The organism is Streptomyces sp. NPDC047880 (assembly GCF_040706515.1).
GTDB lineage: Bacteria > Actinomycetota > Actinomycetes > Streptomycetales > Streptomycetaceae > Streptomyces.
Window position 1 is genome coordinate 185,001 of sequence record NZ_JBEZOK010000013.1, and the last position, 24,115, is coordinate 209,115.

At 70.7% G+C, this 24,115-nt stretch carries 17 protein-coding genes and 1 pseudogene; 9 read left to right on the forward strand and 9 right to left on the reverse strand.

The window, feature by feature from the left end:
* Nucleotides 1-7: 7 nt before the first annotated feature.
* Entirely contained in the window at nucleotides 8-1,897 is a 1,890-nt protein-coding gene (locus AB0937_RS21170; RefSeq protein WP_366713659.1) for a site-2 protease family protein, read from the reverse strand.
* Between the two features lie 188 nt (nucleotides 1,898-2,085).
* Between AB0937_RS21170 and AB0937_RS21175 the strand changes: the two are divergent.
* Nucleotides 2,086-3,148 (forward strand): annotated as a pseudogene (locus tag AB0937_RS21175) (RecB family exonuclease).
* A 14-nt stretch (nucleotides 3,149-3,162) separates the two neighbouring features.
* The gene (locus AB0937_RS21180) at nucleotides 3,163-3,834 is read left to right on the forward strand and encodes a response regulator transcription factor (protein ID WP_030946009.1); all 672 of its coding nucleotides are present in this window, start codon (nucleotides 3,163-3,165) and stop codon (nucleotides 3,832-3,834) included.
* 69 nt (nucleotides 3,835-3,903) lie between these two features.
* Here the strand turns inward: AB0937_RS21180 and AB0937_RS21185 are convergent, their stop codons facing one another.
* The 4 genes from AB0937_RS21185 to metH all read right to left on the reverse strand — a co-directional run bounded on the left by AB0937_RS21185 (nucleotide 3,904) and on the right by metH (nucleotide 11,995).
* Complete coding sequence (locus AB0937_RS21185) at nucleotides 3,904-5,487, reverse strand: ABC transporter substrate-binding protein (protein ID WP_366713660.1); 1,584 nt, start codon at nucleotides 5,485-5,487, stop codon at nucleotides 3,904-3,906.
* 107 nt (nucleotides 5,488-5,594) lie between these two features.
* Entirely contained in the window at nucleotides 5,595-7,199 is a 1,605-nt protein-coding gene (locus AB0937_RS21190) for an ABC transporter substrate-binding protein (RefSeq protein WP_366713661.1), read from the reverse strand.
* 409 nt (nucleotides 7,200-7,608) lie between these two features.
* Nucleotides 7,609-8,310, reverse strand: a complete 702-nt coding sequence (locus AB0937_RS21195) for an HAD family phosphatase (RefSeq protein WP_366713663.1) — start codon at nucleotides 8,308-8,310, stop codon at nucleotides 7,609-7,611.
* A gap of 169 nt (nucleotides 8,311-8,479) precedes the next feature.
* Nucleotides 8,480-11,995, reverse strand: coding sequence for a methionine synthase (metH, locus tag AB0937_RS21200; RefSeq protein WP_366713664.1), 3,516 nt, complete (start codon nucleotides 11,993-11,995; stop codon nucleotides 8,480-8,482).
* A gap of 417 nt (nucleotides 11,996-12,412) precedes the next feature.
* Here metH and AB0937_RS21205 point away from each other — a divergent pair, with 417 nt between their 5' ends.
* The 6 genes from AB0937_RS21205 to AB0937_RS21230 all read left to right on the forward strand — a co-directional run bounded on the left by AB0937_RS21205 (nucleotide 12,413) and on the right by AB0937_RS21230 (nucleotide 19,430).
* Complete coding sequence (locus AB0937_RS21205) at nucleotides 12,413-13,186, forward strand: IclR family transcriptional regulator (protein WP_366713665.1); 774 nt, start codon at nucleotides 12,413-12,415, stop codon at nucleotides 13,184-13,186.
* A 262-nt stretch (nucleotides 13,187-13,448) separates the two neighbouring features.
* Nucleotides 13,449-14,240 carry an MIP/aquaporin family protein gene (locus AB0937_RS21210; protein ID WP_366713666.1) on the forward strand — a complete coding sequence of 264 codons (792 nt, stop codon included), beginning with the start codon at nucleotides 13,449-13,451 and terminating at the stop codon, nucleotides 14,238-14,240.
* Between the two features lie 84 nt (nucleotides 14,241-14,324).
* On the forward strand, nucleotides 14,325-15,863 hold the full coding sequence (gene glpK, locus AB0937_RS21215) for a glycerol kinase GlpK (RefSeq protein WP_366713668.1): 1,539 nt from the start codon (nucleotides 14,325-14,327) through the stop codon (nucleotides 15,861-15,863).
* An 8-nt stretch (nucleotides 15,864-15,871) separates the two neighbouring features.
* A complete protein-coding gene (locus AB0937_RS21220; protein WP_366713669.1) occupies nucleotides 15,872-17,488 on the forward strand; it encodes a glycerol-3-phosphate dehydrogenase/oxidase in 1,617 nt (538 codons plus the stop codon).
* Between the two features lie 128 nt (nucleotides 17,489-17,616).
* Nucleotides 17,617-18,288 carry a FadR/GntR family transcriptional regulator gene (locus AB0937_RS21225; protein ID WP_366713670.1) on the forward strand — a complete coding sequence of 224 codons (672 nt, stop codon included), beginning with the start codon at nucleotides 17,617-17,619 and terminating at the stop codon, nucleotides 18,286-18,288.
* A gap of 158 nt (nucleotides 18,289-18,446) precedes the next feature.
* Entirely contained in the window at nucleotides 18,447-19,430 is a 984-nt protein-coding gene (locus AB0937_RS21230) for a PAC2 family protein (RefSeq protein WP_234849449.1), read from the forward strand.
* 66 nt (nucleotides 19,431-19,496) lie between these two features.
* Here AB0937_RS21230 and mshC read toward each other — a convergent pair whose 3' ends face one another.
* The 4 genes from mshC to AB0937_RS21250 form a co-directional block, all read right to left on the reverse strand.
* Nucleotides 19,497-20,726 (reverse strand): cysteine--1-D-myo-inosityl 2-amino-2-deoxy-alpha-D-glucopyranoside ligase, encoded by a 1,230-nt coding sequence (gene mshC / locus AB0937_RS21235; protein WP_366713672.1) that lies wholly within the window; start codon nucleotides 20,724-20,726, stop codon nucleotides 19,497-19,499.
* A 94-nt stretch (nucleotides 20,727-20,820) separates the two neighbouring features.
* Nucleotides 20,821-21,651, reverse strand: coding sequence for an SCO1664 family protein (locus AB0937_RS21240; RefSeq protein WP_366713673.1), 831 nt, complete (start codon nucleotides 21,649-21,651; stop codon nucleotides 20,821-20,823).
* Nucleotides 21,615-22,202: a DUF3090 domain-containing protein gene (locus tag AB0937_RS21245; RefSeq protein WP_248507471.1), complete on the reverse strand. Its 588-nt coding sequence runs from the start codon at nucleotides 22,200-22,202 to the stop codon at nucleotides 21,615-21,617. The genes AB0937_RS21240 and AB0937_RS21245 overlap by 37 nt, the downstream gene beginning before the upstream one ends.
* Nucleotides 22,203-22,280: 78 nt before the next feature.
* A complete protein-coding gene (locus AB0937_RS21250) occupies nucleotides 22,281-22,967 on the reverse strand; it encodes a histidine phosphatase family protein (RefSeq protein WP_366713674.1) in 687 nt (228 codons plus the stop codon).
* A 61-nt stretch (nucleotides 22,968-23,028) separates the two neighbouring features.
* On the opposite strand from AB0937_RS21250, the gene AB0937_RS21255 reads away from it, so the two are divergent.
* Nucleotides 23,029-24,024, forward strand: a complete 996-nt coding sequence (locus AB0937_RS21255; RefSeq protein WP_366713675.1) for a magnesium and cobalt transport protein CorA — start codon at nucleotides 23,029-23,031, stop codon at nucleotides 24,022-24,024.
* The last annotated feature ends 91 nt before the right edge of the window (nucleotides 24,025-24,115 follow it).

Genomic DNA, 24,115 nt, shown 5'->3' on the forward strand with positions numbered 1-24,115 from the left:
CGACCACTCAGCTGGGCCTCGCCATCGCCTTCACGAAAGCCCGTTCCACGTCGGCCGCCGACAGCACGCCGTAGATCTCGCCCGTCTCCTCCACCACCAGGTACTCGGTCGCGGGGGTGGCGCGCAGGGCGTCGAGGAGTTCCTCTCCCGAGAGTTCCGCCGAGACCCGCATGCCGTCGGTGAGGTCCTGGGCGAGGCCGCTGACGGCGACCCAGGGGCGGCGATGCTCGGGTACGCCGGCGATGGCGGCCTCTCGGACGAGGGAGAGGGGGTGGCCGTCGGCGTCGACGACGACCAGGGCGCGGGCACCGGCGGCGTTGGCGCGGCGCAGGGCCTCCGAGAGCGGGGTGCCGGTCTCCACCGGGACCGCGCGGCGGGTGAGGGCGCGGGCGCGCAGTTCGGGGAGGTGCTCGCGCAGCCGGGCCATGCGCAGGCTGTTGCCTGCGCCGGTCCAGATGATCGCGGCGAGGATGGCGGCGAGGAGGGCGTCGAGGACGGTGTCCATGCCGACGTTGTCGACGGCGTCGGTGCCGAGCGCGCCGGACTGGGTCAGCAGCGGCAGCCCGATGAGGACGGAGACGGCGAGGGCGCGGCCGACCCAGGCGGCGGCGATGGTGCCCTTCATCGGCTTGCCGGTGATCTTCCAGACGACGGCGCGGAGCATGCGGCCGCCGTCGAGGGGCAGGCCGGGCAGGAGGTTGAACGCGGCCACGATGAGGTTGGAGATCATCAGTCCGGCGAGCAGGACGCCCGGGACGGTGCCGGGTTCCACGGCCAGCAGGGCGGCGTAGAAGACTCCGGCGAGGACGAGGGAGAGCAGGGGCCCGACGAAGGCCAGCACGAACTCGCGGCCGGGGGTCTCGGCCTCCTTCTCGATCTCGGAGACACCGCCGAAGAACTGGAGCTGGATGCGGCGGACCGGGAGCTTGAAGCGGAGGGCGGCGACCGTGTGGGCCAGTTCGTGGACGAGTACGGAGGCGTAGAAGGCGACGGCGAAGAACAGCGAGACCAGGTAGCGGGCGGCGCCGAGCTCGGGCAGCACGCGCTCCAGCTGGCCGCCGAACACCCAGGTGATCAGCGCGGCGACGAGGAACCAGCTCGGCGCGACGTACACGGGCACCCCGAAGGGCCGCCCCATGAGGAGCCCGCCCCGGGGCTCGGGCCGCTGGGGGGCGGGGCCCTTGCCGTCGGCGGAGTGCGCGAGGGGGCGGTCGCCGTGGAGGCTGGCGGGGCCCGCGTCCGGGGCGTCAGGACCGGGCCGCGCATTCGGGGCCGGGGCCTTGCGCAGCCGGTCCGCCTCGGGCGTACCGGCGGAAGCCGCCGAGTCAGGCCCGCCTGCGTAGGCGCGGTCGGGGTGTGTGTCGTGCTCGGTGGAGGCGGGAGCGGGGGCATCCGGCGTCTCCCGTGAGGGGGAAGCGCCGGCGGTGGGGCCGGGGTCCGCTGACGGCTCGCGCTCCGTCGTGGCGGGGGCGGTGTCGTCCGGCGTCCGGCCACCCGGCGCCTGATCGCCCGAGGTCCGGTCGTCGGGAGTCCGGGCCTCCGCGGTCCGGTCGTCCGGCGTCCGGCCACCCGGAGTCTGGTCGTCCGGAGTCGGCTCGCCCGGGGTCCGGGCATCCGGCGTCCGGTCATCCGGGTTCTCTGGATCCGGCGAAGGACCGACGGTGTGAGAGGGGTCCGCCGACGCGTTGCCCTGCGGAGCGTCCGGGGTGTCCGCGGGTGTCGCGGCATCCGCCGGCTCCGGCGCCGGGGCGGGCTGCTCGGGGGTGAAGCGGTGCTCGTCCGTGGGCCGTTCCTCGGCGGGGGTCGGGTCGGTGGCCCGGACCGGAGCTCCCGCGTGGCGCTCGGCCGGCTCGTCGTTGCCGGACTGCGGCCGCCCGCGCCTGCCGCTCTCCTCCACCGGTGTCCCCTCGATCGAAGCGTCTCCCGCGCCTGGCGGACGGGAGGGTCTCGAGTCGATGGTATGCGTCCGTCGCGGTGCGTTTCGCCCCGGCACCCCTGTGTTTCCCGTACGTCGACCTCCTCTCCCGGCTTCCCCCACGGAACGCGGCCGGGTCACTGTCAGTGGCGGGCCGTAAGGTCTGGGGCATGGAGACGAGCACCGAGGGCGCGGCGCAGCCCGACAGCAGCCCGGCCGCGGCGGTGGATCCGGTACCGGCCGGGCCCACGCGGCCGCCGGCGGACACGGCGGCACAGGCACAGTCCGTGGCGGAGGCAGCGGCCGAGACCGCGGCCGTGAGCGAGCTCGTGACCGGGTCCGCCGCCCTACCGCCCACATCGCTGTCCCCCTCCCGTGCCGGCGACTTCATGCAGTGCCCGTTGCTCTACCGCTTCCGGGTGATCGACCGCCTCCCGGAGAAGCCGAGCGAGGCCGCGACCAGGGGCACGCTGGTGCACGCGGTCCTGGAGCGGCTCTTCGACGCCCCGGCCGCCGAGCGCACGGCGTCGCGGGCGAAGTCCCTGATCCCCGGCCAGTGGGACCGGCTGCGCGAGACCCGGCCGGAGGTCGGGGAGCTGTTCGCCGACGATCCCGAGGGCGAGCGGCTGGCGCGCTGGCTGGGCGAGGCGGAGCAGCTCGTCGAGCGCTGGTTCACTCTGGAGGACCCCAGTCGTCTGGAGCCGGCCGAGCGGGAGCTCTTCGTCGAGGCCGAGCTGGAGTCGGGGCTGCGGCTTCGCGGCATCATCGACCGGGTCGACGTGGCCCCCACGGGCGAGGTCCGGATCGTCGACTACAAGACGGGGAAGGCGCCCAGGCCGGAGTACTCCGAGGGCGCCCTGTTCCAGATGAAGTTCTACGCCCTGGTGGTGTGGCGGCTGAAGAACGTGGTGCCCCGGCGGCTGCAGCTGGTCTACCTCGGCAGCGGCCAGGTGCTGACGTACGACCCGGTGCTCGCCGACCTGGAGCGGGTCGAGCGCAAGCTGCTGGCGCTGTGGGACGCGATCCGGCTCGCCACCGAGACGGGCGACTGGCGGCCCCGCCCCACGAAGCTGTGCGGCTGGTGCGACCACCAGGCGCACTGCCCGGAGTTCGGGGGCACTCCCCCGCCGTATCCGCTGCCGGCGCCCGAGGCGGGGCTTTCGGTGCAGCCCGCCGCAGGTGAGGGCGGCTGAGTCCGGCGGGCCCGCGCAGGGCAGAATGGGGCCGGACTAGCGAAGGAGACTTACGTGGCCATCCGCGTCCTACTGGTCGACGACCAGCCGCTGCTCCGTACCGGCTTCCGGATGATCCTGGAGGCCGAGCAGGACCTCGCGGTCGTCGGGGAGGCCGGTGACGGACTGCAGGCACTCGACCAGGTGCGTGCGCTACAGCCCGATGTGGTTCTGATGGACATCCGCATGCCGCGGATGGACGGTGTGGAGGCGACCCGGCAGATCACCGGGCCCGGGCGGGACGGCCCGGCGAAGGTGCTGGTGCTGACCACGTTCGACCTCGACGAGTACGTGGTGGAGGCGCTGCGGGCCGGTGCCAGCGGGTTCCTGCTCAAGGACGCTCCCGCCAACGAGCTGGTGCAGGCCATCCGGGTCGTCGCCGGGGGCGAGGCCATGCTCGCGCCGAGCATCACCCGTCGGCTGCTCGACAAGTACGCCACGCATCTGCCGTCGGGTGACGAGCCGGTGCCGGACACCCTGCACACGCTCACCGACCGCGAGGTCGAGGTGCTGAAGCTGGTGGCGCGCGGGCTGTCCAACGCGGAGATCGCCGCCGACCTGTTCGTCAGCGAGACCACCGTGAAGACGCACGTGGGCCATGTGCTGACGAAGCTGGGCCTGCGCGACCGCGTACAGGCGGCGGTGTACGCGTACGAGAGCGGGCTGGTGCGTCCCGGCGCGCAGTGACGGCCCCGAGCCGGTACGCGAGAGGGCGCCCCCCGCCGAGCGGGAGGCGCCCTTCTTCACGCCGGTGCGTCAGGCGTCCTTGCTGAGCTCCCAGAAGCGGAACACCGTGGAGGCGTCGAGGCAGTACTCCAGGCCGTAGACGCCGTCGCGGACGACCGCGTACTGCTTGGCCTGCCACACGGGCAGGACGGGCAGTTCGTCGGCGACGATGTCCTGCAGCTCCCCGAACTCCTTCTCCGTGGAGGCCCGGTTGGTCATGGCGGCGGTGCGCGGGATGAGCGAGCCGGTGATCGTGCTGTTGTCGTAGTTGTTGCTCAGCACGTTGCCCTTGCCGAAGAAGGGGGCGGTGAAGTTGTCGGCGTCCGGGTAGTCCGGCACCCAGCCCTTCACGTAGACGCCGTACTTGCCGGCGGCGATGTCCTTCTCGTACTGGCCGAAGGGCACGGACTTGACGCTCGCGTCGAACAGGCCGCTGGCGTTGAGCTGGCCGGCGATGGCGTTCAGCTCCTGGTCGGTCGCGGGGCCGTAGCGGGACGGGGTCGACCAGAGGGTGAGCTTCACCTTGCCGGTGATGCCGTCCTCGCGCAGCGCGGCCCGGGCCTTGGCCCTGGAGGGGCGGGCGCCGTAGGTGTCGAAGAAGGCCGTGTTGTGGCCCGCGATACCCGCCGGGATGATCGAGTACAGCGGGGTCGCGGTGCCCTGGTAGACGTCCTTGATGAGGGCTTCGCGGTCGAGCAGGTGGGCGATGGCCTTGCGCACGCCGAGCTTTCCGGCGACCGGGTCGTCCATGTTGAACACCAGGTGCTGGACCTCGGCGCTGCTGCCCTCGACGACCTCCGTGCCGGTGCCGTCGTCGGCCTTCTCCATGTCGGCGACGTCGCCCGCGGTGAGACCGCGGTAGGCGATGTCGACCTCCTCGTTCTGGATGGCCTGCTTCAGGGCGGTCTGGTCGCCGTCGAAGAACTTGAGCGTCACGCCGGTGTTCTTCACCTTGGCGGTGCCCTTGTAGTTCTCGTTGACGGAGAAGACGGCCTGGCCGTCGTCGAACGAGTCGAGCTTGTACGGGCCGGAGCCGACGGCCTGGCCGTCCTTGCGGAGCTTGCCCGCGTCGTACTCGTTGTGGTCGACGATCGAACCGGCACCGGAGGCGATCTTGCTCGGGAAGGTGGCGTCGGCTGTGTTCAGCTGGAAGACGACCGTCTTCTCGTCCGGGGTCTCGACCTTGTCGAGCGTGGGGAACATGATCGCGGGCCCGTCGGGGTCGTTGATCTTCAGCATGCGGTCGAAGGAGAACTTCACGTCCTCGGAGGTGAGCGCGTCACCGTTGCTGAACTTGAGGCCGTCCTTCAGCGTGCACTTGTAGACCCGGGTCTGCGTGTCGCTGAAGGCGCAGGCTTCGGCGGCCTCCGGCTGGGGTTCCGTCGCGCCCTTGGGGAAGCTCAGCAGGGACTGGAAGACGTTGTTGAACAACAGCCAGGAGCCGGGGTCGTAGCCGGAGGCCGGGTCCGTGGCCAGGACGTCGTCGGACATCCCCACCACCACGTTGGAGCCGTCCCCCGCGGAGTCTCCGCTCTCCGTGCCACAGCCGGTCAGCAGTCCGGAGGCGAGGCCCGCCACGATGGGCAGGACCGGCCACTGGTTGCGTAGGTTCACGTGTGTGCCTTGTCGTCGGTTCTCGAGAACTCCCGGAGCATGTCCTGGCTCCGGGGCACGGTTCCCCGAGGGCCACGGTCACCGGCCCCGGGGATCCAGCGGGTGCGTCAGCCGCTCACGCCCCGCCCGAGCTCCCACAGCTGGAGCGTCGAGGCGGAGTTGAGCGAGTAGGCGGTACCCGTGACGTCGTCGCGAGCGGCGACGTACTGCTTGCCCTGCCACAGTGGCAGCACCGGCACATCGCCGGCGACGATGTCCTGAATGTCCGTCAGGCTGGTGGAGGCGGACAGCCGGTCCGCCTCACGGCGGGACTCCGGGATCAGGGTGTTGCGGATCCGGCTGTTGTCGTACGGCGAGCCGAGGGTGTTGTCGGCGTCGAGGAACGGCGCGAGGAAGTTGTCGGCGTCCGGGAAGTCCGGGAACCAGCCCATGCCGTAGACGTCGTACTCGCCCTTCCTCTCGGCCGGGCGGAACGTGTCCCAAGGGATGCCCTTGATGCCGACGTCGAACAGGCCGCTGGAGTTCAGCTGGTCGCGCAGGACCTCGAACTCCTTCTTGGTGGCCGGGCCGTAGTGGTCGGTGGTGTAGTGCAGCGTCAGCTTCACCGGGGTCGTGATGTTCGCCTGGTTGAGCAGGGCGCGGGCCTTGGTGACGTTCGGCTCGCCGTACTTGTTGAAGAACGAGTTCGAGTGGCCGGTGACGCTGGCCGGGACCAGCGAGTAGAGCGGTTCGGCCTGGGAGCCGTAGACCTTGGAGACCAGGGCGCTGCGGTTGACGATCTGGGCCATCGCCTGGCGCACCGCCTTGGACTTCACCGTCGGGGCGTCGGTGTTGAAGCCCAGGTAGCGGATCTCCAGGCCGGGCATCTCGACGAGGTCCACGTCGGTGTCGGAGTCGCCCGAGAGCTTGCGGATCTGATCCGGCGACATGGCGCGGGTCATCAGGTCGATGTCGCCCTTGTCCAGCGCCTCGCCCATGGCGTCGGCGTCCTTGAAGGACACCATGTCGACCTTGTCGTTGTTCACCTTGAGGGTCCCCTTGTAGTCGGGGTTCTTGGTGAACTCGGCCTTGACCAGCTCGCCGTCCTCGACGTCGGCCTTGAGGGTGTACGGGCCGGAGCCCTCCAGGTCGAAGCCGTCGCGCAGCTTGTTCTTCGGGTAGTCCTCGGGGTCGACGATGCCGGCGACGGGGGTCGACAGCTTGTACGGGAAGGTCGCGTCGGCCGTCTTGAGGTGGAAGATGACCTCGCGGTCGCCCTGGGTCTCGATGGTGTCGATGGTGGACAGCAGTGCGAACACCCCGCTGTCGGCCTTGAGGGAGCGGGCGCGGTCGATGGAGTACTTCACGTCGGCCGCGGTGACAGCGTTGCCGTTGGAGAACGTCAGGCCATCGCGCAGGGTGCAGGCGTAGCGCTCGTTTCCGGTGTCGGTGAAGCCGCACCGCTCGGCGGCCTCCGGTACCGGCTCGCCCTCGCCGCGCGGCTGGATCATCAGGGTCTGCACGGTCTGGCGCAGGATGTTCCAGGTGCCGACGTCGTAGGCGTACGCCGGGTCGAGGGGCGCGGGGGCGTCCTTCGAGGCGGTGAACCGATCCGTGGTGCCGGCGACGATCGCGTCGCTGTCGCTGCTCCCGCTGTCGGTCCCGCCGCAGGCGGCGAGCACCGGCGCGAGCAGGCCGATCACGGCCGGCAGCACCAAAGTCTTGCGGTTCATGCTCGAGATTCTCCAGAGCTGTCGACTCCGTGTATCCGGCATGCAGGGGTGGCGCAGCGGATCACGGGGGTGGGGCGATGTTCTCGCGACGAGATTAGTCCGGGCCGGCAGGAGGGTTCGCAGCCACCGGAGTTGAGCACCCATCACGCTGCGGAACCGGGCGCGGACAGACCGAAAACCCGACAGTGGAAGCTTTGGTACAGCGTTCCATCAATCGGGACACAAGGGCACGCCGATGGCCCCCCGGGAGGGGTGCGCAGCACACGCCGGATCGACTGTCGACCCCGGACCACGTGGGGAACGTCACACGCGTAAACGGGTTCCGGGGTACGGGAATTCGATCGCCGGGAGGAGGTCGAATTCACCTTCGGAATTGCCGCTCTAAGGCCGCTGCACGCTGGGTGAACGCCTAGCGCATTTCCGTCATCAGGCCGTGCAGAAATGTCAGGTCGACGTCTTCGAGGGAGGTGACGACGGTGCGGCGCAGGGCCGGGGTGATGGGTGCCACGGAGGGCACAGCCACGACCTGGCAGCCCGCGGCCTCGGCGGCGGCGACGCCGGTCGCGGTGTCCTCGATGACGGCGCACCGGGCCGGGTCGGCGCCGAGCCCGGCGGCGGCGGCCAGGTACGGGTCGGGATGGGGCTTGGTGCGCGGCACCTCGTCGCCGGCCACGGTCAGGCCGAAGTGGTGGGCGCCGAGCGAGGTGAGGACCCGGTCGATGATGCGCCGGTGCGAGGCGGAGACGAGGGCGGTGGGGATCTCGTACTCGTACAGCTCGGCGAGCAGCCGGCCGGCTCCCGGCATCAGCGGCAGGGCGCAGTCGATGCGGTCCTCGAAGCCGTCGTTCAGGAGCACGGTGAGCTCGTCCAGGGCGATGTCGGCGCCGGTGGCCTCGATGAGGAACCCGGCGCTGCGGGTCATCGGCCCGCCCACGACGACATGGCGCCAGGACTCGTCGAGCGTGTGGCCGAGGGAGGCGAAGACCTCGACCTCGACGTCCCACCAGAAGCCCTCCGTGTCCACCAGGGTGCCGTCCATGTCGAGGAGCACCGCCTGCAGGGCCGACCCCTCGGCCGACCGGGTACCGAGCGCGGGGACCGTACTGGTCATCCACCTACCTCCTTGAGGGACGATCAGGCCGGTTCCCACACGGGGAACCGGCCTGCAGTGGACCGACCAGTCTACGTCGTCCGTGAGCGATGTGCCTCGTTTAGCGGCTGTGCCCCGGGGCACACCGTGGATACGCCGGGGGTGGCCGCGGCGTGCGCCGGAGGGCCGCTCAGCGGGCGTTGAAGTACTTCGCCTCCGGGTGGTGGATCACGATGGCGTCCGTGGACTGCTCGGGGTGCAGCTGGAACTCCTCGGACAGCTGGACGCCGATGCGCTCAGGCTGGAGCAGGTCGGCGATCTTGGCGCGATCCTCCAGGTTCGGGCAGGCACCGTAGCCGAGGGAGAAGCGGGCGCCCCGGTACTTCAGCTCGAACATGCCCTGCATCTCGTCCGGGTCCTCGCCGGCGAAGCCGAGTTCGGAGCGCACGCGCGCGTGCCAGTACTCGGCGAGCGCCTCGGCCAGCTGCACGGACAGCCCGTGCAGTTCGAGGTAGTCCCGGTAGGCGTTGGCCTCGAAGAGCCGCGCGGTCTCCTCGCCGATGCGTGAGCCGACGGTGACGACCTGGAGGCCGACGACGTCGGTCTCGCCGGATTCCTCCGGGCGGAAGAAGTCGGCCAGGCACAGGCGGCGGCCGCGGCGCTGGCGCGGGAAGGTGAAGCGGGTGCGCTCGTTGCCCTGCTCGTCCAGGATGATCAGGTCGTCGTCCTTGGAGACGCACGGGAAGTAGCCGTAGACCACGGCCGCCTCCAGCAGGTTCTCCGTCTGGAGCCGGTCCAGCAGGCCGCGCAGCCGGGGCCGTCCCTCGCTCTCGACGAGCTCGTCGTAGGAGGGGCCCTCGCCGGTGCGGGCCTGCTTCAGGCCCCACTGGCCCTTGAAGAGGGCCCCCTCGTCGAGCCAGCTCGCGTACTCCTTGAGCTGGATGCCCTTGATCACGCGGGTGCCGCGGAAGGGCGGCTCGGGGACGGGGTTGTCGGTGGCGACGTCGGAGCGGACGTGCCCCTCCTCGGGGCGTTCCTCGACGGCGGCCGGGGCGGCGGCCCTGACCCGGCGCTGCTTCAGCTCGGGCAGCTTGGCGCCGGGCACGCCCCGCTTGACGCCGATCAGGGCGTCCATCAGGCGCAGGCCCTCGAAGGCGTCGCGGGCGTAGCGGACCTCGCCCTCGTAGATCTCGTGCAGGTCCTGCTCGACGTAGGCCCGGGTCAGGGCGGCGCCGCCGAGGATGACCGGGAAGTCTGCCGCCAGACCGCGCTGGTTCAGCTCCTCCAGGTTCTCCTTCATGATCACGGTGGACTTGACCAGGAGTCCGGACATGCCGATGACGTCGGCCCGGTGCTCCTCGGCGGCGTCCAGGATCGCGGAGACCGGCTGCTTGATGCCCAGGTTGACGACGTTGTAGCCGTTGTTGGACAGGATGATGTCGACGAGGTTCTTGCCGATGTCGTGCACGTCGCCGCGGACGGTGGCGAGCACGATGGTGCCCTTGCCCGCCTCGTCGGACTTCTCCATGTGCGGTTCGAGGTGGGCGACGGCCGACTTCATGACCTCGGCGGACTGAAGTACGAACGGCAGCTGCATCTGGCCGGAGCCGAACAGTTCGCCGACGACCTTCATGCCGTCCAGCAGGGTCTCGTTGACGATGTCCAGGGCGGGGCGCTCCTGGAGGGCCTCGTCCAGGTCCGCTTCGAGGCCGTTCTTCTCACCGTCGATGATGCGGCGCTTCAGACGCTCGTCCAGCGGCAGGGCGGCCAGTTCCTCTGCCTTTCCCGCCTTGAGGGACTTGGCGGTGGCGCCCTCGAAGAGCTGCATGAGCTTCTGCAGCGGGTCGTAGCCCTCGGCGCGGCGGTCGTGGATGAGGTCCAGGGCCGTCTGCACCTCCTCCTCGCTGAAGCGGGCGATCGGGAGGATCTTCGAGGCGTGCACGATGGCCGAGTCCAGGCCCGCCTTGACGCACTCGTCGAGGAAGACGGAGTTCAGCAGGATGCGGGCGGCCGGGTTGAGGCCGAAGGAGATGTTGGACAGGCCGAGGGTGGTCTGCACCTTGGGGTGGCGGCGCTTCAGCTCGCGGATGCCCTCGATGGTGGCGATGCCGTCCTTGCGGGACTCCTCCTGGCCGGTGCAGATGGTGAAGGTCAGACAGTCGACGAGGATGTCCTCCTCGTGGATGCCCCAGTTGCCGGTCAGGTCGGCGATGAGGCGTTCGGCGATCTCGACCTTCTTCTCGGCGGTGCGGGCCTGGCCCTCCTCGTCGATGGTCAGCGCGATCAGGGCCGCGCCGTGCTCCTTGGCCAGGGCCGTCACCTTGGCGAAACGGGAGTCGGGGCCGTCGCCGTCCTCGTAGTTGACCGAGTTGATCACCGCGCGGCCGCCGAGCTTCTCCAGGCCGGCCTGGATGACGTCGACCTCGGTGGAGTCCAGCACGATCGGCAGGGTGGAGGCGGTGGCGAAGCGGCCGGCGAGCTCCTCCATGTCGGCGACGCCGTCCCGGCCGACGTAGTCCACGCACAGGTCGAGCATGTGCGCGCCCTCGCGGATCTGGTCGCGGGCCATCTCCACGCAGTCGTCCCAGCGGCCCTCCAGCATGGCCTCGCGGAACTTCTTCGAGCCGTTGGCGTTGGTGCGCTCGCCGATGGCCAGGTACGAGGTGTCCTGCCGGAACGGCACGGACTGGTACAGCGAGGCCGCGCCCGGCTCGGGCTGCGGGCTGCGCTCGGTCGGGGTCACGTCGCGGACGCGCTCGACCAGCTGGCGCAGGTGCTCGGGGGTGGTGCCGCAGCAGCCGCCGACGAGGGAGAGTCCGTAGTCCTGGACGAAGATCTGCTGGGCGTCGGCGAGGCCCTCGGGGTCGAGCGGGAAGTGCGCGCCGTCCTTGGTGAGGATCGGCAGGCCGGCGTTCGGCATGCACAGCAGGGGGATGCGCGAGTGGCGCGTCAGGTAGCGCAGGTGCTCGCTCATCTCGGCCGGGCCGGTGGAGCAGTTCAGGCCGATCATGTCGATGCCGAGGGGCTCCAGCGCGGTCAGCGCCGCGCCGATCTCGGAGCCGAGGAGCATGGTGCCGGTGGTCTCGAAGGCCATCGAGCACAGCAGCGGCACCTCGACGCCGGTGGCCTCCATGGCGCGGCGGGCGCCCAGGACGGAGGCCTTCGTCTGGAGCAGGTCCTGGGTGGTCTCCACGAGCAGCGCGTCCGCACCGCCGGCGAGCAGGCCCTCGGCGTTGGCCTGGTAGCCGTCGCGGATCGTGGCGTAGGCGACGTGGCCGAGCGTGGGCAGCTTGGTGCCGGGGCCGACCGAGCCGAGCACCCAGCGCGGGCGGCCGTCCCGGGCGGCGTACTCGTCGGCCACCTCGCGGGCGATCCGGGCGCCCGTCTCGGACAGCTCGTGCACACGGTCGGAGATGTCGTACTCGGCGGCGGCGGTGTGGTTGGCGCCGAAGGTGTTGGTCTCCACGCAGTCCACACCGGCGTCGAAGTACTCGGCGTGGACCGAACGGACGATGTCCGGCCGGGTCACGTTGAGGATCTCGTTGCAGCCTTCGAGGTTCTCGAAGTCCTCGAGTGTGGGGTCCTGCGCCTGGAGCATGGTGCCCATGGCTCCGTCGGCCACCACCACTCGAGTGGCCAGGGCTTCTCGGAGCGCGGACACACGGGCCCGGCTGTCTGCGGAAGGGGTCGGCGGCAACGCGGCCATGAATGAGGCTCCCTCGGATGCGACGGCTGTCGGCTTTGCGGCTTCCCGGGCACCACGGAGCGTCCGGGGAAGGGCGCACCGCGCCAGCGTAACCGGGAGTGGGCTCGGATGGGCAGCGCGTCCACGGGGCGGACTGCGGTGGCACCGGAACGGCCGCGCGGCGACGTGCCCGCCACCGTGCGAACGGCCCGGCGGCGGCTCGTCGGTCACCCTGTGCCGTCATCATGGGCGCGGCTCGCCGTCGACGTATCGGTCACCGCCGTCGCGTCGTAACAGTGGCGTGTCGGCCACCATGACGCAACAAATGGCGCCCGGCCATTAGCGAGAGGTCGGCATCGACCGGTAGTGTTCGACATTGCCGAACGAGGGCTGTGGTGACGCTTGTCGGCGGTCGAAGGGGACGGAGGCAGTACGGCGATGGCACGGAACATCCAGTCGCTCGAACGGGCGGCCGCGATGCTGCGGCTGCTGGCGGGCGGCGAGCGGCGGCTCGGCCTGTCCGACATCGCCTCGTCGCTGGGCCTGGCCAAGGGCACCGCCCACGGCATCCTGCGCACCCTGCAGCAGGAGGGCTTCGTCGAGCAGGACGACGCCTCCGGGCGCTACCAGCTGGGCGCGGAGCTGCTGCGCCTGGGCACCACCTACCTCGATGTGCACGAGCTGCGGGCGCGCGCCCTGGTGTGGGCCGACGACCTGGCCCGCTCCAGCGGCGAGAGCGTCTATCTGGGCGTCCTGCACCAGCAGGGCGTGCTGATCGTGCACCACGTCTTCCGGCCCGACGACAGCAGGCAGGTCCTGGAGATCGGGGCCATGCAGCCACTGCACTCCACGGCCCTGGGCAAGGTGCTGTCCGCCTACGACCCGGTGGCGCACAGCGAGGCCCTGGAGGCCGACCGCAAGGCGTTCACCGACCGGACCGTGTGCGAGCCGGAGGACTTCGAGCACATCCTCGACGTCACACGCGCGCGGGGGTACGCGGCGGACGTGGAGGAGACCTGGGAGGGCGTGGCCTCCATCGCCGCCCCCATCCACGACCGGCGACGGATGCCGGTCGGCTCGGTGGGCATCACGGGCGCCGTGGAGCGGCTGTGCCGGCCCGACGACGAGACGGCGCTGCGGCCCGAGCTCATCGCGGCGGTACGGGACTGCGCCCGCGCGGTGTCGCGAGACCTGGGCGCTGGGCGGTTCTGAGGGCACACGAACGGACCGGGGCGCCGTACGGCGTTCCGGTCGTCGGCATGCCCGCGCCCACCTGCGGCAAAGATCACTGAGCCCGGGGCGATCAGTAACGATCAGATTTTCGAGTCCACAGCCCTTGACGTGCTCGTAACGCCGAAGCAAGACTCCCGTCCATCGGTCGACATTGTCGAACAGCTACCGGCAATACGCGCTAGAGTGTGACAACGCCAGGCCGGTATCGAACTTCCCTGGACGTAGGACAAAGGAGTCGCGGGTGTCCAGCTCCGACATCTTCATCGGCGAGACCATCGGTACCGCCATACTCATCCTCCTCGGCGGCGGCGTCTGTGCCGCCGTCACGCTGAAGGCCTCCAAGGCCCGCAACGCCGGCTGGCTCGCCATCACCTTCGGGTGGGGCTTCGCGGTGCTCACGGCCGTCTACACCTCGGCGCCGCTGTCCGGTGCCCATCTGAATCCGGCCGTCACCCTCGCGCTCGCGATCAAGGACGGCGACTGGAAGAATGTCCCGGTCTACTGGGCCGGACAGGTCCTCGGCGCCATGATCGGCGCGGCCCTGGTCTGGATCGTCTACTACGGCCAGTTCCACGCCCACCTCACCGACCGCGAGATAGTCGGCGGGCCGGGCGCGCAGGACACCGCCAAGGCCGTCGAGGCCCGGGAGAAGGGCGCCGGCCCCGTGCTGGGCGTCTTCTCCACCGGTCCCGAGGTCCGGGTCGCCTGGCAGAACATCGCCACGGAGGTCATCGGCACCATCGTGCTGGTGCTCGCCGTGCTCACCCAGGGCCTGAACGACGAGGGCAACGGTCTGGGCACCCTGGGCGCCCTGGTCACCTCGCTCGTCGTGGTCTCCATCGGCCTCTCGCTCGGCGGCCCGACGGGGTACGCGATCAACCCGGCCCGTGACCTCGGTCCGCGCATCGTGCACGCCCTGCTTCCCCTGCCCAACAAGGGCGGCTCCGACTGGGGCTACGCCTGGGTCCCCGTGGTGGGTCCGCTGATCGGCGGCGCCATCGCGGCGGGCATCTACAACGTCGCATTCGCCTAGGGGCCCGATCCTCGCGCCTGAGCGAAACTTCCAGCACGCGCCGTACGTAAAGCCCCTTAAACCCGGAATTACCAGGAGCACACAGTGACCGACGCGCACACCGCCGGCCCCTTCATCGCCGCCATCGACCAGGGCACCACCTCCAGCCGCTGCATCGTCTTCGACCGGGACGGCCGGATCGTCTCCGTCGACCAGAAGGAGCACGAGCAGATCTTCCCGAAGCCGGGCTGGGTCGAGCACAACGCCACCGAGATCTGGACGAACGTCCAGGAGGTCGTCGCCGGGGCCATCGCCAAGGCCGGCATCACCCGCGACGACATCAAGGCCATCGGCATCACCAACCAGCGCGAGACGACCGTGCTGTGGGACAAGAACACCGGTGAGCCCGTCCACAACGCCATCGTCTGGCAGGACACCCGCACCGACGCCCTGTGCCGCGAGCTCGGCCGCAACGTCGGCCAGGACCGCTTCCGCCGTGAGACGGGCCTCCCCCTCGCCTCCTACTTCGCCGGCCCCAAGGCCCGCTGGCTGCTCGACAACGTCGACGGCCTGAAGGAGCGCGCCGAGGCGGGCGACATCCTCTTCGGCACCATGGACACCTGGGTCATCTGGAACCTGACCGGTGGTGCCGACGGCGGCAAGCACGTCACCGACGTCACCAACGCCTCCCGCACCATGCTCATGAACCTGCACACCATGCAGTGGGACGAGAAGATCTGCGAGTCCATCGGCGTCCCGCAGCAGATCCTGCCCGAGATCCGCTCCTCCGCGGAGGTCTACGGCGAGATCACCGGCGGGAAGCTGGGCGACCTGCTCGGCGGCATCCCGGTCGCCTCCGCGCTCGGCGACCAGCAGGCGGCCCTGTTCGGCCAGACCTGTTTCGCCGAGGGCGAGACCAAGTCGACCTACGGTACCGGCACCTTCATGGTGATGAACACCGGCGACAAGATCATCAACTCCTACAGCGGCCTGCTGACGACGGTCGGCTACAAGATCGGCGACCAGAAGACGGTCTACGCCCTGGAGGGCTCGATCGCCGTCACCGGTTCGCTGGTGCAGTGGATGCGCGACCAGATGGGCCTGATCTCCACCGCCGCCGAGATCGAGACCCTCGCCCTGTCGGTCGAGGACAACGGCGGCGCCTACTTCGTGCCGGCCTTCTCCGGACTGTTCGCCCCGTACTGGCGCTCCGACGCCCGCGGTGTGATCGCCGGCCTGACCCGGTACGTCACCAAGGCCCACCTGGCGCGGGCCGTCCTGGAGGCCACCGCCTGGCAGACGCGCGAGATCGCCGACGCCATGACGAAGGACTCCGGCGTGGAGCTGACCGCCCTGAAGGTCGACGGCGGCATGACCTCCAACAACCTGCTGATGCAGACCCTCGCCGACTTCGTGGACGCCCCCGTGGTGCGCCCGATGGTCGCCGAGACCACCTGCCTCGGCGCCGCCTACGCCGCCGGTCTCGCCGTCGGCTTCTGGAACAGCACCGACGACCTGCGCGCCAACTGGCGGCGGGCCGCCGAGTGGACCCCCCGCATGGACGCGGAGACCCGCGCCCGTGAGTACAAGAACTGGCTCAAGGCCGTCGAGCGGACCATGGGCTGGCTCGAGGACGAGGAGTAAGAAACAGCATGACCACCAAGTCCACCCTGCAGTCCGTGCCTGCCCTGGGGACGCACCCGGCCTCCGGCTCGAACCCGAGCCGGGCCGAGACCAGGGAGCAGCTTTCCAAGGCGTCGTACGACCTTCTCGTGATCGGCGGCGGCATTCTGGGCATCTCCACCGCCTGGCACGCCGCGCAGTCCGGCCTCAGGGTGGCTCTGGTGGACGCCGGCGACTTCGCCGGCGCCACGTCCTCCGCCTCCTCCAAGCTGCTCCACGGCGGTCTGCGCTACCTGCAGACCGGTGCGGTGAAGCTGGTCGCGGAGAACCACTTCGAGCGCCGTGCGGTCTCCCGTCAGGTGGCTCCCCACCTGGCGAACCCGCTCACGTTCTACCTCCCCGTGTACAAGGGCGGGCCGCACGGCGCGGCGAAGCTCGGCGCGGGCGTCTTCGCCTACTCCGCGCTCTCCGCTTTCGGTGACGGCGTCGGCCACCTCCTGTCCCCCGCCAAGGCGGCGCAGGACGTGCCCGAGCTGCGCACCGAGAACCTGAAGGCCGTGGCCGTCTACGGCGACGACCAGATGAACGACGCGCGCATGGCGCTGATGACGGTCCGCGGGGCCGTCGAGGCGGGCGCGGTCGTCCTCAACCACGCCGAGGTGACCGGCCTGCGCTTCACGCAGGGCCGGGTCACGGGCGCCGAGCTGAAGGACCGCCTGTCCGGGGACGAGTTCGGCGTCAGCGCCCGGCTGGTGCTGAACGCGACCGGTCCGTGGGTCGACCACCTGCGCAAGATGGAGGACCCGAACGCGGCGCCGTCCATCCGTCTGTCGAAGGGCGCGCACCTGGTCCTCAAGCGCACCTCCCCCTGGAAGGCCGCGCTCGCCACCCCGATCGACAAGTACCGCATCACCTTCGCCCTCCCCTGGGAGGACATGCTGCTGCTCGGCACCACCGACGAGGAGTTCGAGGGCGACCCGGCGGACGTCTCCGTCACGGAGAAGGACATAGCCCAGATCCTCGACGAGGCCGCCTTCTCCGTCCGTGACCAGCAGCTGGACCGTGATCTCATCACCTACGCCTTCGCGGGCCTGCGGGTGCTCCCGGGCGGCCCCGGCGACACCTCGAAGGCCAAGCGCGAGACGGTGGTGACCGAGGGCCGGGGCGGCATGCTGTCCGTCGCGGGCGGCAAGTGGACCACGTTCCGCCACATCGGCCGGACGATCATGAAGAAGCTGGAGTCGCTGCCGGGCCACCCGCTGGGCGACGACTTCGAACCGATCAGCACGCTGCCGAAGAAGCTGCCGCTGCCCGGCATCGCCAACCCGCGCGCGGTCGCCCACCGGCTGCTCACCGACCGGCCGGCGCCGGGCCCGCGCATGGCGGCGGACACGGCCAAGCACCTGGCCACCCACTACGGCTCGCTGGCCTTCGACATCGCCCGCATGGCCAACGAGAGCCCCGAGCTCGCCGAGCGTGTCCACCCCGACGCCCCGGAGATCTGGGCGCAGGTCGTCTGGGCCCGGGACCACGAGTGGGCCGAGACGCAGGACGACGTGCTGCGCCGCCGCACGACGCTGACGATCCGCGGCCTCGCCACGGACGACGTCCGCGCCAAGGTGCAGGACCTGCTCGACAAGAAGTAGGCACGGGTACGGGGGGGACCCCATCCCGGCAGGGGCGGCTCCACGCCGACGGAGCCGCCCCTTCCGTATTTTCCGCGCCCGCATAATGACCTGATACGTCGGAGGTCTTGACGCACAGGGAGGCCGCCATGGCAGTGACCGACGAGGCGATCGAGAAGATCAAGGGAATGATCGTCTCCGGCGCGCTGCGCCCGGGCGACCGACTGCCCAAGGAGAGCGAACTCGCCGCCGAACTCGGGTTGTCGCGCAACTCCCTGCGGGAGGCCGTACGCGCCCTGTCGCTGATCCGGATCCTCGACGTACGGCAGGGCGACGGCACGTACGTCACCAGCCTCGACCCGCAACTCCTGCTGGAGGCGATGAGCTTCGTCGTCGACTTCCACCGTGACGACACGGTCCTGGAGTTCCTGGCCGTACGCCGCATCCTGGAGCCGGCGGCGACCGCCATGGCGGCGCTGCGCATCAGCGAGCAGCAACTGGACGCGCTCGGCGCCCAGCTGGACAGGCTGGGCGCCGGCCCGTCCGTGGAGGATCTCGTCGCCTGCGACCTGGAGTTCCACCGGGGCATCGTCCGGAGCTCGGGCAACTCCGTGCTGTGCTCGCTGCTCGACGGCATCTCGGGCCCCACGACCCGGGCCCGGATCTGGCGCGGTCTCACCCAGGAGGACGCCGTCGCCCGCACCCTGCGCGAGCACCGCGCGATCCTCGCCGCCCTGCGCGACCGGGACGCCGAGGCGGCGCGCTCCTGGGCGACCGTCCACGTCGCGAGTGTGGAGCAGTGGCTGCGCTCCTCGCTGTGACCAGGGCTGCACGGACTGCTCGGACGACTCCGGGGTGTTCAGGGGCGGATCGCGGGGCAGTGATGGGGGCACTCCCCCTGCGAGGGGGCTGCGGGCGCCCCCGCGGCACGCCGTAAGGTTGTGTGGTCAAGCGAGGGCACGTCGGAAGGAGGCGCTGGGTGATCGAGCTCGAGGGGGTTCCCGAGCTGGTCGACCCGGTCATGGTGGCCGCGTTCGAGGGCTGGAACGATGCCGGCGACGCCGCCTCCACCGCGGTCGCGCATCTGGACAGGGAATGGAAGGGCGAGGTGTTCGCGGCGCTGGACGCCGAGGACTACTACGACTTCCAGGTCAACCGCCCCACGGTGTTCATGGAAGCGGGCGTCCGCAAGATCACCTGGCCCACGACCAGGCTGTCGGTGGTCCGGGTCGGCGGGGAGAAGCCGCGCGACCTCGTTCTCGTGCGGGGCATCGAACCGTCCATGCGCTGGCGCTCCTTCTGCAACGAACTGCTGGGTTTCGCGCACGAACTGGGCGTGGAACTGGTGGTCGTCCTGGGCGCCCTGCTCGGTGACACCCCGCACACCCGTCCGGTTCCGATCAGCGGTACGACGTCCGACCCGGACCTGGCCCGCCGCATGGACCTGGAGGAGACCAAGTACGAGGGCCCCACGGGCATCGTCGGCGTCCTCCAGGAGGCCTGCACGCACGCGGGTGTCCCGGCCGTCTCGCTGTGGGCGGCGGTGCCGCACTACGTGTCGCAGCCGCCGAACCCGAAGGCCACGATGGCCCTGCTGAACCGCCTGGAGGACCTGATCGACGTGCGCATCCCGCTGGGCGAGCTGCCCGAGGACGCGCGTGCCTGGCAGGTCGGCGTGGACCAGCTGGCCGCCGAGGACAGCGAGGTCGCCGAGTACGTCCAGTCGCTGGAGGAGGCCCGGGACACCGCCGAGCTGCCGGAGGCGTCCGGGGAGGCCATCGCCCGGGAGTTCGAGCGCTATCTGCGGCGCCACGACGGCGGCGGACCGCCCGCGCCCGGCGGTCACGCCACGGCCGACGGCAGCGACAGCACGTCGTACCTGCGGGACAACCCCAGTGGCCGCACCCGCCCGCCGAAGCCCCCGAAGCCGGGCACGGACGACGACGAGTCGTCGGAGGACTGAGCACAGCGCACGCGTACGCCACAGGGGCGTCTCCCGATAGGGAGACGCCCCTGTGCGTGCTTCTCGTTACAGCGCCACGCCCAGCAGCGCGTCCACGGCCCGGGAGACGACCCCGGGCGCGCCGATGTCCGTGCCGCCGCTGCGCTCCTGGAGCTCCACCCAGCGGTCGACCGCGTCCAGCGCGGCCGGGGCGTCCAGGTCGTTCGCGAGGGCTTCGCGGATCTCGTCGACGAGCGCCTCCGCCGGCGGCCCGTCGGGCCGGGACACGGCGGCCCGCCAGCGGCCGAGCCGCGCGACGGCGTCCTGGAGGGCCTGGTCGGTGTACTCCCAGTCGGCGCGGTAATGGTGCGCGAGCAGCGTGAGCCGGATGGCGGCCGGGTCGACGCCGTCGTGCCGGAGCTTGGAGACGAACACCAGGTTGCCCTTGGACTTGGACATCTTCTCGCCGTCCAGGGCGACCATGCCGGCGTGCACGTACGCCTTGGCCATGGGGAACTCGCCGGTGAGGACCTGGGCGTGCGAGGCGCCCATCTCGTGGTGCGGGAAGGCGAGATCGGAGCCGCCGCCCTGGATGTCGAAGCCCATGCCGAGGTGGTCGAGGGCGATGGCCACGCACTCGATGTGCCAGCCGGGCCGGCCGCGTCCGAGCGAGGCGCCGTCCCAGCTGGGTTCGCCCTCGCGGGCCGCCATCCACAGCATCGGGTCGAGCGGGTTCTTCTTGCCGGGGCGCTCCGGGTCGCCGCCGCGCTCGGCGGACAGCAGCCGCATCGCCGCGGCGTCGAGGTTCGAGACCTTGCCGAAGTGCGGGTCGGACTCGACGGAGAAGTAGACGTCCCCCTCCAGTTCGTAGGCCGCGCCGGCGTCCCGGAGCCGCTCGACGAGCGGGACGATCCCGGGTATGGCCTCGACGGCGCCTATGTACTGGCGCGGCGGGAGCATCCGCAGCGCCGTCATGTCCTCGCGGAAGAGGGCCGTCTCCTTCTCTGCGAGCGCGACCCAGTCGACGCCGTCACGCTGCGCCCGCTCCAGGAGCGGATCGTCGACGTCGGTGACGTTCTGGACGTAGTGAACCTGCCGCTTGGTGTCGAGCCACACGCGCTGCACGAGGTCGAACGCGTTGTAGGTCGCCGCGTGTCCCAGGTGTGTGGCGTCGTAGGGGGTGATGCCACACACGTAGATACGGGCGACGGGACCGGGGTCGAGGGTGACCAGACCGCCGGTCGCGGTGTCGTGGATCCTCAGGTCGCGGCCCTGACCAGGCAGGGCGGGGACCTCGGAAGCGGGCCAGGCATGCATGCCTTGAGCCTAACCGGACTGAAGTTCCATATACGAATGGGAGCGGTCCACTCGGCCGAGAAGGCGCTCTTGCGGTGATCCGGCGACTGTGCTGCTACACGGGCGGCCAGGGAATCGCCGGCCATTCCCCACTCGGCTCGGGGTGGGTCCCCGCGGCGAGCAGCGCGCCGACCCGCGCGCGGGTGGCGTCGAGCTCGGCGCCGGTGATCAGCGGTTCGAGCCGCGCGGCGAGCGCCCCGTCCTCGGCCAGGTCCTTCCTGAGGCCTTCCAGGACGTCGACGGCCTCCTGGGTGAGGGGCTCCCCCGCCCAGCCCCACAGCAGGGTCCGCAGCTTGTTCTCGGCGTGGAACGTGACCCCGTGGTCGATGCCGTACAGCCGCCCCTCACCGGTGGGCAGCAGGTGTCCGCCCTTGCGGTCGGCGTTGTTGATGACGGCGTCGAGGACCGCGAGCCGCCGCAGCCGCTCGTCGTCGGCGTGCACGAGCAGCGCGGTGCGTCCCTCGCCGGCCTCGGCGAAGCCGATCGCCTTCCAGCCCGGCTCCGGTTCCTCGCCGTCCAGCAGGGCGAGCAGTTCCGCCTCGGGGGTCGCCTCGACCCACAACTGGCACATGCCCTCGCCGTAGGGGCCGTCGCGCAGCACGGTGGGCGGCACCAGGCCCCAGCCGGTCGCCTCGGAGACCGCGTACGCGGCGACCTCCCGCTGGGCCAGCGTCCCGTCGGGGAAGTCCCACAGCGGCCGCTCCCCCGCGACCGGCTTGTAGACGCAGGCCGCGCCCTCGCCGTCGTAGGACACCGTGCAGTACAGGGCCGCGTTGGAGGCCTCACGGATGCGTCCGCGTACGGTCAGTTCGCCCCGGGCGAGCAGCTCGGCGGCGTTCGCGGGAGGCGTCACGCTCCGCGGCGGTATCCGTTCTGGCGCGGACATACGTGTCCTTCCGGGTCGAGCGGGAGGCTGCACAGCGGGCACGGCGGCCGTCCTGCGTTGACGACGTCCAGGGCGCGCTTGGCAAAGGCCCTGGCCTGCGTGCCGGTGAGCCGGACCCGCAGCATCGGCGGACCGTTCTCCTCGTCCTGGAGCAGTCGCTCCTCGGCCTCGGCGAGGTCCTCCTCGGATTCCGCGTCGAGCTCCACGAGCGCCTGCGCCTCGACGATCATGAGCTGCTCGTCGCCGTCCCAGGCGAGCGCCATGGTGCCGACCCGGAACTCCTCCTCGATGGGGGTGTCCAGCGGGGCGGTGTCGGTGTCCGAGGGTGCGACGGCGGGGACGTGGGCGCTGCCGCCGCTACGGCGTACGACCTCGTCGAGCAGTTCGTCCATGCGCTCGGCGAGGGCGGCGACCTGGGTCTTCTCCAGGGCCACGCTGGTCACCCGGGAGCCGGCGGAGGCCTGGAGGAAGAACGAACGGCGCCCGGGCAGTCCGACCGTACCGGCCACGAAACGCTCCGGATGGTCGTAGAGGAACACCTGACGGGACACGTCCTGTCTCCATTGGGATCGTGGGAACCGTGTGACCACGGCACTGCTGCGACCGCTTCACCCTACTGCGGCGAACGATCACGGTGCGCCCGCACCACCCCCGACTTCGGCCTCGCCGCCCGGCGTCGCCTCGCGCGGCACGAGGGACGTGAAGTCACCGGTGTCGCCGAGCCGCACGAGAAACGGCCGCAGCCGGGTGTAGCGGATCGCCGTGATGGAACACGGTTCGACGGAGATCCGCTGGAAGAGGTCCAGGTGAAGTCCGAGAGCGTCCGCGACGAGCGACTTGATGATGTCGCCGTGCGAGCACATCAGGTAGACGGCGTCGGCGCCGTGGTCGCGCTCCACGCGCGCGTTCCACTCGCGTACGGCCTCGGCGGCGCGGGTCTGCATGGACCGCATGGACTCGCCGCCGGGGAACGCCGCGGCGGAGGGGTGTGCCTGCACCACCTCCATCAGGGGTTCGTCCGTGAGCTCGGCGAGCTTGCGTCCGGACCAGTCGCCGTAGTGGCACTCGCCGATGCGTTCGTCGGTGTGCGGGCTCAGCCCGGGCCGGGCGTCGAGCAGCGGCCGGATGGTCTCCTGGCAGCGCTGGAGCGGGCTGGTGACGATTTCGGCGAGGGGCAGTTCGGCCAGCCGCCCGGGGAGCGCGGCGGCCTGTGCGGCGCCGCGCTCGTCGAGGGCGACGCCGGGCGTCCAGCCGGCGAGCAGTCCCTCGGTGTTGGCGGTGGAGCGTCCGTGCCTGACCAGGATCAGCGTGGGCATGCGGTCCAGCGTAGGCGCACGCGTGCGTGCGGTGTCGTTCGAGTGACGGGAGAGTTCCTTCGTGATCGTCGACTGTGCCATCTACCGCGAAGGACAGCGGACGGAAGGACCCGGGGACCTCTCCGACGCGCTGGGTGAGGCCCGCACGGCGGGCGGGTTCGTGTGGATCGGGCTGCACGAGCCGACGGAGAGCGAGTTCGACCATGTGACCCGGGAGTTCGGGCTGCACCCGCTGGCCGTCGAGGACGCCCTCAAGGCCCATCAGCGGCCCAAGCTGGAGGTGTACGACGACTCGCTCTTCGTGGTGCTCAAGCCGGTGGCGTACGAGCCGCAGAGCGACACCGTCTCCTCCGGCGAGATCATGATCTTCCTGGGTGACTCGTTCGTGGTGACCGTCCGGCACGGCGAGGGCGCCCCGCTCAAGGCCGTGCGCCACCGGCTGGAGCAGGAGCCGGAGCTGCTGGGCAAGGGCCCCACGGCCGTGCTGTACGCGGTCGCCGACGCCACCGTCGATCACTACCTGGACGTGGCGACCGAGTTGCAGACGGACCTGGAGGGCCTGGAGGCGGAGGTCTTCTCGCCGGACGGCGGGGGCTCACGGAACACCGCGTCCCGGATCTACGACTTCAAGCGGCAGGTCCTGGAGTTCCGCCGGGCGACCGGGCCGCTGGCCCCGCCGATGAGCCGGCTTGCGGGCACGGCGGCGACTGGCGTGACCGTGCCGTTCGTGGACGACCGGGCCCGGCCGTTCTTCCGTGACGTCAGCGACCACCTCACGCGCGTGAACGAGTCCGTGGAGAACCTGGACCGGCTGGTGTCGGACATCCTCTCGGCGCATCTCGCGCAGATGAGCGTCCGGCAGAACGACGACATGCGGAAGATCTCCGCGTGGGCGGCCATGGCCGCGATCCCCACGATGTTCGCGGGGATCTACGGCATGAACTTCGAGCACATGCCCGAGCTGCGCTACGTCTGGTCCTATCCGGCGCTGATGGCCCTGATGGCCGTCCTGGAGATCATGGTCTTCCGGCTGTTCAAGCGCCGCGGGTGGCTCTAGGGTCCGTCTTCAAACGGATCTTGCCCAGAGCAGGAACGATGCGAGAGAGACCGCTGCTTCGTAGGAAGTGGCGGTCTTGTCGTATCGGGTA

What these genes read in the sequence shown, in the direction of transcription:
- AB0937_RS21205 (WP_366713665.1), top strand. Translation starts at nt 12,413, where the DNA reads ATGGCACGGAACATCCAGTCGCTCGAACGGGCGGCCGCGATGCTGCGG.
- AB0937_RS21240 (WP_366713673.1), bottom strand. Translation starts at nt 21,651, where the DNA reads ATGTCCGCGCCAGAACGGATACCGCCGCGGAGCGTGACGCCTCCCGCG.
- AB0937_RS21220 (WP_366713669.1), top strand. Translation starts at nt 15,872, where the DNA reads ATGACCACCAAGTCCACCCTGCAGTCCGTGCCTGCCCTGGGGACGCAC.
- mshC (WP_366713672.1), bottom strand. Translation starts at nt 20,726, where the DNA reads ATGCATGCCTGGCCCGCTTCCGAGGTCCCCGCCCTGCCTGGTCAGGGC.
- AB0937_RS21250 (WP_366713674.1), bottom strand. Translation starts at nt 22,967, where the DNA reads ATGCCCACGCTGATCCTGGTCAGGCACGGACGCTCCACCGCCAACACC.
- AB0937_RS21190 (WP_366713661.1), bottom strand. Translation starts at nt 7,199, where the DNA reads ATGAACCGCAAGACTTTGGTGCTGCCGGCCGTGATCGGCCTGCTCGCG.
- AB0937_RS21225 (WP_366713670.1), top strand. Translation starts at nt 17,617, where the DNA reads ATGGCAGTGACCGACGAGGCGATCGAGAAGATCAAGGGAATGATCGTC.
- metH (WP_366713664.1), bottom strand. Translation starts at nt 11,995, where the DNA reads ATGGCCGCGTTGCCGCCGACCCCTTCCGCAGACAGCCGGGCCCGTGTG.
- AB0937_RS21195 (WP_366713663.1), bottom strand. Translation starts at nt 8,310, where the DNA reads ATGACCAGTACGGTCCCCGCGCTCGGTACCCGGTCGGCCGAGGGGTCG.